We start from the raw sequence: 11125 nt of genomic DNA, 5'->3' as shown, positions 1-11125 counted from the left end.
ATATATGACAGCAATCCTGTCCCTGTTATCGATGAGTTATACCTTGCAATACGGGAGGAGACCATATATGAGGTTAAGTAGATTTATCGCAACAGATGAGCAACTTCTTGATCAAATAAATTTTTAATCAAACCTGAAAACTCAGTAATAAAGATACTTTGTTCGGGTGTGGCTTGATGATTAGCAACAGAGGCTAAAATCTCTTCTAAGTCGTATACTATTGCATCAATTTCACGGATCACTATATTACGCTGAGCAAATGATAATTGCGGGTTTTGACCACATACCATAATGATCTGAGCAGATAACTGATCTTCAAACAGTTCCATAACAGTTTCCGTTGTATTTACGGTATTTTCAGACGACTCAAACAGCCCTAAATGTTCAGTTAAATACTGAATTAAATGCATGTAGCCGTCTTTGTCGGTAACCATTGTGCCCCACCTTTCTTAAACACTACTTAGCCGAAAATGGCTCTCAATCTTGATGATTGAAAGTCATTAACAACCACAGGTAACTATTGCGCTAAGGTTAGCACAAATGACACTGGCACTGCCAAGCTGATACTCGGCAAACCCGCCATTTCTTTAAGTTTTTCGACACCCGACACAAGGCCAAATTCATTTGCTTGAATAATCACTGGCGCTAAACTTGAAATCACCATTTTCTTGTCAGATAATTTAGCCACTAACACTTCAAAACTTTTTTGTTGTTTCTGACCATGTAGTGAAATGGTTGCTTCAACTTGGGTCGTTAGCGTGTCACCGACTTTTAATCCTGCCAACAATTTGGGATTAACCACCGCATCCAAGGTTAACTTTGGAAACTGCGCAACTTCAAACAACACAGTCTGCATTCGCTGATCACGAATTTCTATTCCGGTATCAACACTGGTTAAATCAATCGATAAAGAAAATGCACCCGCATCCGTTAATTCACCTGCAACTTGTTTAAAATGATGTACTTCGGCAATATCGGCTTTCTTAATCGAAATAAAGCTCACCCGAGAATGATCTTGATTGACTTGCCAATCGCCTGCCATCACAGATGTACTCAGCAAGCTCGCGGCTAAAAAAGGTAACCATTTTTTCATCATAAAGTCCTTTGTATAGAAAGTCAGATTAAGTATAGAGTAATATTTCGTTATATCTTGCTGGGGATCAATTTAGCCAACCATTTATCTAACGCTTGTGCAAACGCATGCTTATCCGTTTGCGAAAAACTATTCGGGCCGCCAGTATGTATGCCACTGCTACGCATTTCTTCCATAAAATCACGCATAGTCAGTATCTGTTTGATATTCTCAGCGGTATACACGGTACCACGAGGGTTCAATACTAGTGCACCTTTATCAACCGCATCTGACGCGAGAGGAATATCAGCGGTGACCACTAAATCCCCTTTGACAACTTGTTCAACAATGTAGTTGTCTGCTTCATCAAAACCGGAACTCACTCGGATCATGCTAATTAACGGTGATCTTGGCACGTTAATCATTTGATTAGCCACTAACACCAATTGAATCGACTTACGCTCAGATGCCCGAAACAACATCTCTTTCACTGGATTGGGACAAGCATCAGCATCAACCCAGATTTTATTGGTTATCACCGCTAAAGGCTCCACTTCATTAACATTCATTAAGGTGCCAACCGATCAATATTCCAATCAGCATCGGTTTTGGTATAAATAAATCTGTCATGTAAACGATGCTCACCTCCTTGCCAGAACTCGATACTGCTTGGACGGACTAAATATCCGCCCCAAAACTTAGGTAATGGCACTTCACCCTGAGCATATTTGGCCTTCATTTCGGCAAATTTCCCTTCCAGTGCTTGCCGCGCAGAAATCTTGCTCGATTGTTTGGATACCCATGCGGCAATTTGACTGTCTTTGGGTCTGGACATGAAGTATTTAGCCACATCCAATATAGATAATGGTTCCGCTTGCCCTAATACTGCCACTTGGCGATCAAGAGCATGCCAAGGAAACAGTACACTGATTTTACTGTTAACGGCTAATTGTTTTGCTTTGCGACTTTCTAGATTGGTAAAAAACACAAACCCTTTATCGTCAAATTTCTTCAGCAACACAATACGTTGAAATGGCTGACCATCCTCATCAACCGTTGCGATAGACATGGCTGTCGGATCGGTAAGTTGTGCCTCTGTGGCCTGTTGCATCCATTGTTCAAACAGATCCATCGGGTTAGTAGGCAAATTGGCCCGTCTTAATCCACCTTGGGTGTATTCACGGCGAATATCACTTAAATCACTCATATTGGCTCCTCATTAACCTTGCGAGATCTATTCTACGCTGAGCAGGCACAAAAAAGCCAACGTCAGCACGTTGGCGAATGTGCTTAATGATAAAGTTGAAATTACTTTTTAATTAAGCCCTTACCTTCTGCCCAGACATGCAGCATTTCAAGGCCCAGAGTCGCTCCTGCAAGCGCAGAATTTCAGCCGAATCGTATGATGGCGCCACTTCAACAACCATACCAACAACCTTCATACCACGTAATCCACGAATAATTTTCATTGCTTTATCACTGGTTTATCCGCCACAAACAGGCGTGCCATTGCCCGGAGCATTAGCCGGGTCTACACAATCAATGTCGAACGTGATGTATAACGGCATATCAACGACGCGAGCACGCACTTGTTCAACAATGTGTTGCGCCGTTGCGGCATCAACCACCTCAAAGCCGTGGCCTTCTTTGTGGTATTCGGTACGAATACCACTTTGTATTGAATGCTCAACATCAATCAATCCTTCACGCGGTGCACACTAAATTTACCGATGCTTGGCGAATGGCATTAGGCCCCATACGACCACCTGAACGACCTGTTGTTGCCATATAAAAAGGTAAACCAATCACTACCACGTCGGCATCAGACTCCGTTGGTTTAACATTCAGTGGCTGGCGTAAATACCCGAATGCGTTTGAAGAAAGCAAATAATCAGGTTTTTCTGCAAAAGTAGTCATAGACTATCAAAAAGATGGCAAATGCCGATAATTACAATAATGTAGGGTTCAGTACTTCTAAGCAATCTTGCTGATAGTGGCTGAAGTGTATGTTAAAACCTTGTTCGATTGTCATTGCGCACTGGCTTAAACACAAGTACTTTAAAAACTGCTTATTGGCAATATTACTATTAAAACCAATAATGTCGCAGCTGTTTGGCTGCAATAATCTTACTAGCTCAGCAAAGATATCAACCTGAGTTGTGGTGAGATCAATGTTGGTTTCAACACTCACATAAGAACTATTTTCTTGTGGTGTAATGTGTATTGTAAAATATTCACAACCCCGAATACCGTTGATTGAATAGCCTAGCGGGCTGAATAAATACTGATCAATACTAAAACCATTAAATAATTGTTCCAGTTGCAGCATCAGCCCAATTTGAACCATTGATTGCTGATCACCCCGTAAATAATCCGCTATCGGACCCGAAATATGATACATCAGCAGTTCATTGGTGGTATCAAACCGACTGGCTTGATACTCTTTATCGGTAGTAAAAGTATAGTGATGATGGCTATCTAAATGACCCATTCGGTGGGCCTGCCCCGCAATAAAATGCCTTAACCTAAGCACATCGTCGCCAAAAGAACTTGCTTGTAAATGGGCATAGTATTCGTTTTTGCGCTGATAACAAACATATGCAATAGCTTGTTCACCTAAACGTTCAATGCAGTAGCATGCTGATTCTACTAGCGAGCTAGTGCCGCAAGTGAGCATAACGAGTCGATCATCCCAAACAAATAAACTCGATTCACTCAGTAAATAAGCATCGCAATATTCATTACTTATGCTAGATAAAATATCTGCATTTGAGGCAGCAACAAGCCCCACCCAAAATGTTCGATCTAATGACCGTAATTTAGGGGCTGATGCATTAACGATAATCTCTAACTTTTTCTCTGAACCTTCAAAAAACATCTTAGCAACTTAAAAGCCTAGCGACCTGCGGTAACTAGGCTTTTTGAATAACAAGTTAATGTAGTAAATAAGATTAAAAATCTTCTAGGTAAGTGTAGCCTTTAAGCCCTAACTGTAACTCTTCTAGGATACTGGCGCGCTCTTCTTCAACAATATGTTGATTCACAAGCTCTTCATAGGTGCGCATAAAGTCTACCGCATCTAAATTCACATAACGTAGCACATCAGCTACCGTGTCGCCTTGTAAAACAGACTCAATCTGGCTTGATCCACGCTCATCGATACGCACAACAGCTGAGTTGGTATCACCGAACAAGTTATGCATATCACCCAAGATTTCTTGGTATGCCCCCACCATGAAAAAACCAATCAGGTATGGGCTGTCTGCGCTCCACGCTGGGACGGGTAAAGTTGTTTCAATTCCCTGACCGTCAACGTATTGATCAACAATACCATCAGAGTCACAGGTAATATCTAACATTACCGCACGGCGCTCTGGTGCTTTATCTAAACCCGATAAAGGCAACACAGGGAACACTTGATCAATACCCCATGCATCAGGTAATGACTGGAATAATGAGAAGTTAACGAAAAACTTGTCTGCTAATTTTTCATTCAATTCGTCAATCACGGGACGGTGATAACGATTATTGTTACTTAATAATCCCTTCACTTCATGGCAAACACGTAAATTGGCTTGTTCTGCCCAAGCTCGGTCAGCCAAACTTAATTGACCCACAGCAAACAATGAGTGTGCTTCAGCAATATCACTTTGGCTATCATGATAAATTTCAATAATCGCACGCTGATCATATCGACCGCTGATTTCTAACCAAGATTGCCACATGTTGTGCAATAATTGCGGCGCCTCTTCACTTGGTTCTTGAATATTTTCTGGTTGATACGCTTCAGTACCAATCACATCAGTAATTAACACCGCATGATGCGCCGTTAAATGGCGACCAGATTCAGAAATAATACGCGGCATTGGTTGCTCGTACTCATTACATAAATCGGTTAATACGTTGACGATATTGTTAGCATACTCATTTAAACCATAGTTCATTGAGTTATTGCTTTGGCTTCGTGTACCATCGTAGTCAACCGCTAACCCGCCGCCCACATCGAAACAATCAATGCTGGCACCGAGTTGGCGCAATTCACAGTAAAAACGGCCTGCTTCGCTTACACCTTGGCGAATGTCACGAATATTGGCAATTTGCGAACCTAAATGGAAGTGTAATAACTGGAGAGAATCCAGCATATTAGCACTTTTTAATTCAGCAATAACTTTCAACACTTGTGCTGCAGACAAACCAAATTTGGACTTTTCGCCACCGCTGGCTTGCCATTTGCCTTTACCTTGAAAAGCCAAACGCACACGTAAACCTAAACGTGGAGTGATCCCTAGCTTTTCAGCTTCAGCCAATACCATTTTAAGTTCCGACATTTTTTCAAGCACGATATAGACTTTATGGCCTAGCTTTTCGCCGATTAATGCTAAGCGAATATATTCTTTATCTTTGTAACCGTTACATACAATAACTGAACTGGCTTTTTGCGCCATCGCAAGAACTGCCATTAACTCTGGCTTACTGCCGGCTTCAAGTCCCAACTGTGGAACTTCTTTCGATTTTTGGCTGGCTAGAATTTCTTCAACCACCGTTTTTTGTTGGTTTACTTTAATCGGATAAACTAACAAATAATCATTTTGATAATCGTATTTCTTAATTGCATCATTAAATGCTTCGCATAGACTTTCCACTCTATGGTGTAAAATCTGCGGGAAACGGACTAGTACCGGTAACGAAACGCCTGCTTCAACCATACTATTGGCTAATTCATTTAAGCCAACTTTATGATCCGGATTTTGTGGGTTAGGTGACACTGTCACTTCACCATCTTCACTAATACCATAAAAACCTTGGCTCCAGTGAATCACGTTATAACCAGAGCGAGCATCTTCGATAGACCAATCAGACATAATTATTTTCCGTATTTGTATCAACGTTAGCAGCGCCCCCATCGGTAGCCACTGCTTGTTAAATAATCCAGATAACGCCGTAACGTTAACTCAGAAATTAACAGGTTTACCAGCACTTTCATCATGGCTGTATAACCTGTGACAGACGAAATAAGCACACAGCTAACGAGTTTTAGACTGCGCCGTATTGTTATCGTCTTTAGCACCTTTTACTGTCGAACATCTTACGCAGATATTTGCAAAGCATGCAAATATTGGTTGCTGAGCATGGGCTGAAGACTGTAACAAGTATTTTACTCATTAAGGGGTTCATTAGTTCACTTTTCAGCTCATACTTAACACATTTTCGACCTTTTTAAAAACGGCGCAATTAAAACCTGCAATCATGTGTAATGCAAGTTAATTACCGATTAATTTTGATAATAATTTGCCAACAATTCCCATGGTAAACATCGACAAAGACAGTGATAACAGCAAATGATTTTAGATAGCGATTAATTCACACAACGTGAGCGAATTTTACGTGTATAATTAAGTGTTTTTATTAAGATCATCTTTTCATTTTTATTAAAGTAGAGTCATTCATGATACAGATCGGTAAACGTTATTCATTAGAAGTCGTTAAACAAGTTAATTTTGGGGTTTATCTAAATGCTCAAGAGCTTGGACAAGTCTTGCTTCCTAATAAATTTGTCCCTACCGGTTGTAATGTCGGGGATATGGTCGATGTGTTTCTTTACCTAGATTCTGAAGACATTGTGATTGCCACCACCCAAAAATCTCTGGCCCAAGTAGGTGAATATGCTTATTTAAAAGTGATTGCCACTGGGCCTTTCGGTGCATTTTTAGATTGGGGTTTAGACAAAGATTTATTATTACCCTTTGGTGAGCAACACAAACCGGCAGAAGAAGGCCACTCATACTTAGTCTATGTCCATGCCAACCATGCCGATGAACGCATTATGGCATCCTCTAAACTGGATAAGTTTGTCGACAAAACTGAAGCACACTACACCCAAGGCGAACAAGTTAACTTGATCATCGGCGGCACGACAGATTTAGGTTATAAAGCCATTATCAATCACCTGCATTGGGGCGTTATTTACCAAAATGAAGTGTTTCAAAAACTTCGCTTTGGACAAAAGGTCACTGGTTTTATTAAAACCATCCGCAGTGATGGCAAAATTGATCTTGTACTGCAAAAAGGTGATAAAGACGAGCTGGATAAAAATGCCCGTTTGATCATCAATAAACTGCGCAGCGCGAACGGTTTTTTACCCTTACATGACAAAACGGATGCTGATGTCATTTATGACAAACTCGGCATGAGTAAAAAAGCCTTTAAAAAATCCATTGGCGGCTTATTTAAAGCCGGTGAGATCACCATCGAAACTGACGGTATTCGGTTAACTGTGTGAACAATATTCGATTAACTTGAGTAAACTAGTCCAATCCTTTGAGAAAAAGCATGCCTCTGTTATAAAAGTAATAGAATCATGCTTTTCATTAAAAGGATACTGTGTATGGAATTAACCCAACTAGAAGCTAGAGTTATCGGATGCTTGCTCGAAAAAGAACTCACGACTCCTGATCAATATCCTCTGTCATTAAATTCACTCGCCTTAGCATGTAATCAAAAAAGCAGTCGCGAACCGGTTATGTCACTGAGCGAATCTCAAGTACAAACGATAATAGATGAACTTACCCAAAAACGCTTAATCAGCGAGCAATCGGGTTTTGGCAGCCGAGTCGTAAAATATAAGCATCGCTTTTGTAACACCGAATTCAGTGAATTACAGTTAACCAGTGCTGAAGTCGCATTAATCTGTGTGTTATTACTTCGTGGCCCACAAACACCAGGGGAACTAAAAACCCGTACCAACCGACTCCACGAATTTACTGATATGTCGCAAGTTGAGACCGCATTGCTGGCGTTAAGCCAACGGGAAAAACCTTCAGTAGTGCAACTCGCTCGAGAAGCTAATAAACGTGATTGCCGCTTCCTTGAGTGCTTTAGTGGTAACGTCGACGACTATCAAGTGAATAGTAGTCACGCCATTGAGGTTTCTACTCACACTCCGCACTCTTTACAACCAAACGATCGGGTCACAGAGCTTGAGCAAAGAGTTGATTTACTCGAGCAAAAAATTGCGCAATTAGAGACGCTATTAAACTAATTTATGCTTTCCATTAACGGGTTAAGCAAGGGAATAGATATGGACCGTACCACCTCTCCGTCAACACTTACTCATATTGGGTTATTAGCCAAATATGAACTCACCAAACGTTTTAGTAATAAAAGCGGCATGATTTCATTAATTTCCTTTATGTTAATTTGGGCCATTTTATTGCTTTATCCTATTAAGAGTGCGTCTGAATTTATCATGCTGCCCAGCTTTAGAAATGTTACCGAAGCACTGTTTGGGCCCGGGAGTTTACGTCATCTCTTCGAATGGCCTGTGGCAGAATTTGCCGTGTTTTGGTTGGCGGCACTCTATCTGTTCCCAATGTTTAGTATTTTTATAGCAGCTGATCAATTTAGTTCAGATAAACAACGTGGTAGCTTACGATTTCTAACATTAAGAGTCAGTCGTACTAGTTTGTTCTTTGGTCGTTTCTTAGGTCAAATGCTTATTCAATTTATGTTGATCATCTTAACGCTATTAGCGACCATAGCACTGGCATCATCTCGTGATATATCATTATTGTTGCCATCAATAACAACCAGTCTTTTAGTGATGGTTAACCTAGTGATTATATTACTGCCCTATACTGCCGCCATGGCGGTGCTGTCATTACAAGCAAATTCAGCCAGGCAAGCAAGTATTTTTGCGATCATCTTATGGGCTGTTGTATCGATTGTTATCGCCATAGTGAATATGAATTTCCCACAACTCAGCTGGTTAAATTGGTGTCTTCCTGGCTCGCAAATTGCGAGTTTGATCAACACTCAAGGATTAAGTTCATTGGCACTTGCTCCCATTCCTTTACTGCAAACTGCAGTTATTTTATTTGTCGGTAAAGTCTTGATGAGTCGGAGCGCGCTATGAGTATTATTCAATGTGACAACCTTTCTAAACAATATGCCAATAAACTTGCACTCGATAACGTATCGTTAACCTTGACTGAAGGTGCTCCTATCGCATTAGTGGGTCCCAATGGTGCCGGTAAAACCACCCTATTCAGTTTATTGTGCGGTTATATTCAACCCACCACAGGTAGTATTAGGATTTTAGGTCATAAGCCTGGTAGCAAAGCGCTACAGGGGCTGTTATCGGCATTACCACAAGATGCCGCATTAGACCCTAATTTTACGATTGTGTCGCAACTGCAGTTTTTCGCTCAATTGCAAGGCATGACAGTCGCGGCTGCCAAGCAAGAAGCGTTAAGAGTGCTTACTCTTGTGGATTTAACCGATTCCGCTGATGCCAAACCTAAAAGCTTAAGTCACGGCATGGGTAAACGGGTATCAATTGCTCAAGCACTGATGGGTTCACCCAAAATTGTATTACTCGATGAGCCCACAGCCGGACTTGATCCTGCCAATGCGAAAAAAATTCGGCAGATTGTTAAAGACTTATCCGGTAATACCACATTTGTGATCAGTTCACATAATCTTGATGAACTTGAAAAACTATGCGACCAAGTTGTCTATCTTGAACATGGAAAACTGCAACAATCCGTCTCTATAAACGCCAGTCAAGCCACAGACTTCCTCACACTCACCATGAAACAGTGCGACATGGACAGTCTACATCAGCAGTTATTAGGCCTTAACGACATTATTGAAGTAAGACGAATTAGTGATGAGCAGTATGTAATCGAGTATCAAAAACAATCTAGCTTTACCCTTGAAATGCAGTTATTTGAGCTGTTTACTACCCATCAGTGGCAATATAAGGCATTGCTTAAAGGCAGAACCTTAGAGGAAACCTTATTTTCTTAAGCCATCGTCATGGGTAAAACAACACTTTAATACTGACGAGAAATGGATTAGCGTTACCAAAAAGAGACTGAATAACCTGATGGCCCTAGTCAATGCCATTGCTTATTAATCTGTGATGACTCACCTAATTAATAAGCGATGGTATCCTTGCGCACATCAGTAATGCATCTGGTCAGCATAATGCAAAACGATTTACACTCCCATCACTGAACACAGTAAATTCATTAATAATATTACCGCTAAGCCACTGCACAGCAAGTTCTGTCACCGTTAAATCCCCAGAACTGTATTTACTCTAAAACGACAAAAGTTTTCAAACAAATAATCTGAACAGCTACCCCCCTCACGGCAAGTGTTCTAAAACAATCGGTACTCTAACAACAAGTGCATTAAACTGAAAAGCCTCTTCACTCGCACCCCTTTGAATATCATTAATGCAAATAACCTCAACGTGAGCAAGAAGTAACACTGCTCGATATAAGTCAAAATAGTTTCAACGATTTGATCTCAAACTTGCCCATTTTTTTTCGAGCAGAGCATTGCCACCCCCTCAATAGCCTATCCATTACAAGCCAATTACTACAGCCGCCAAAGCCGTTAGCAGGACAAGCTTTTGACCACCGTTGAAATATCCCACGCTAAGGTTAACTAGCTAACGGCCCCTTGCCGTCATGGCGCACGAACAATCGCCAATTCCCTTGGGTAGTTATGTTTATATCGCCGACACTCCCTAGGGCAATCAAATAACCAGTCAAGTTATTGAGTCGGTGCTAAGTGGAGGGAGCAATTGTGTTCAGTAATCTTGTTGTTCTGCGGGAGTTCAAAGCGCTACAACGAAGGATAAGGCTTAAATGCCAATGTAGAGAGAAGGTAATAGGTTTCAGATTTACATCATGGCGCTGGCAAAAAAACCTCTTTAGACGCTAAATATATGCTAGTGAACCGATTAATCAAAAGTGTTATAAAAGCTTAGGGTCCATATAGGGCATAGTTATTTTATGGCATGGTTATTTATGGAATAGTTATTTTGGCTACCTTGAACTAACAAGCGTAAGCGACGTAATATTTAATGTAATTGCTACACTATTCATAAGGATATAAATGAGATTAATAACTTAGACAATGAGGTGAAACTGATGATTATATGATTATATGATTATATGATTATATGATTTAGATGATTTAGATGATTTAGATGATTTAGATGATTTAGATGATTTAGATGATTTAGATGATTTAGATGAT

The 11125-nt window shown here is 40.7% G+C and carries 10 protein-coding genes and 1 pseudogene; 4 read left to right on the top strand and 7 right to left on the bottom strand.

Going from position 1 to position 11125, the window contains the following annotated elements; genetic code table 11:
• Positions 1-83 precede the first annotated feature (83 nt).
• The 7 genes and pseudogenes from AAEZ02_RS21055 to speA form a co-directional block, all read right to left on the bottom strand.
• Entirely contained in the window at positions 84-434 is a 351-nt protein-coding gene (locus tag AAEZ02_RS21055) for a DUF3802 family protein (protein WP_101031956.1), read from the bottom strand.
• Between the two features lie 83 nt (positions 435-517).
• Entirely contained in the window at positions 518-1093 is a 576-nt protein-coding gene (locus AAEZ02_RS21050) for a YceI family protein (RefSeq protein WP_101031957.1), read from the bottom strand.
• Positions 1094-1143: 50 nt separating this feature from the next.
• Positions 1144-1641 carry a YaiI/YqxD family protein gene (locus tag AAEZ02_RS21045; protein WP_101031958.1) on the bottom strand — a complete coding sequence of 166 codons (498 nt, stop codon included), beginning with the start codon at positions 1639-1641 and terminating at the stop codon, positions 1144-1146.
• Positions 1641-2279: a pyridoxamine 5'-phosphate oxidase gene (gene pdxH, locus AAEZ02_RS21040; protein ID WP_124011683.1), complete on the bottom strand. Its 639-nt coding sequence runs from the start codon at positions 2277-2279 to the stop codon at positions 1641-1643. Before pdxH ends, AAEZ02_RS21045 begins: the two co-directional genes overlap by 1 nt.
• Positions 2280-2380: 101 nt before the next feature.
• A pseudogene (locus AAEZ02_RS21035) lies at positions 2381-2989 on the bottom strand (arginase family protein).
• A gap of 31 nt (positions 2990-3020) precedes the next feature.
• The gene (locus AAEZ02_RS21030; RefSeq protein WP_124011684.1) at positions 3021-3950 is read right to left on the bottom strand and encodes an adenosylmethionine decarboxylase; all 930 of its coding nucleotides are present in this window, start codon (positions 3948-3950) and stop codon (positions 3021-3023) included.
• Positions 3951-4023: 73 nt separating this feature from the next.
• On the bottom strand, positions 4024-5934 hold the full coding sequence (gene speA, locus AAEZ02_RS21025) for a biosynthetic arginine decarboxylase (protein ID WP_101031961.1): 1911 nt from the start codon (positions 5932-5934) through the stop codon (positions 4024-4026).
• Positions 5935-6518: 584 nt separating this feature from the next.
• On the opposite strand from speA, the gene AAEZ02_RS21020 reads away from it, so the two are divergent.
• From AAEZ02_RS21020 to AAEZ02_RS21005, 4 genes are all read left to right on the top strand, one after another.
• Complete coding sequence (locus AAEZ02_RS21020) at positions 6519-7352, top strand: CvfB family protein (protein ID WP_101031962.1); 834 nt, start codon at positions 6519-6521, stop codon at positions 7350-7352.
• A gap of 105 nt (positions 7353-7457) precedes the next feature.
• Positions 7458-8111 (top strand): YceH family protein, encoded by a 654-nt coding sequence (locus AAEZ02_RS21015; RefSeq protein ID WP_351124861.1) that lies wholly within the window; start codon positions 7458-7460, stop codon positions 8109-8111.
• 39 nt (positions 8112-8150) lie between these two features.
• A complete protein-coding gene (locus tag AAEZ02_RS21010; protein WP_351124858.1) occupies positions 8151-8984 on the top strand; it encodes an ABC transporter permease subunit in 834 nt (277 codons plus the stop codon).
• Positions 8981-9880 carry an ABC transporter ATP-binding protein gene (locus tag AAEZ02_RS21005; RefSeq protein WP_335686869.1) on the top strand — a complete coding sequence of 300 codons (900 nt, stop codon included), beginning with the start codon at positions 8981-8983 and terminating at the stop codon, positions 9878-9880. Before AAEZ02_RS21010 ends, AAEZ02_RS21005 begins: the two co-directional genes overlap by 4 nt.
• Positions 9881-11125 lie beyond the last annotated feature (1245 nt).

The organism is Shewanella sp. T24-MNA-CIBAN-0130 (genome assembly GCF_040310185.1).
In the GTDB taxonomy this organism is placed as follows: Bacteria; Pseudomonadota; Gammaproteobacteria; order Enterobacterales; family Shewanellaceae; genus Shewanella; species Shewanella psychromarinicola.
Note: the sequence above shows the minus strand (reverse complement) of the source record. Positions and strands in the feature narration are given on the sequence as shown.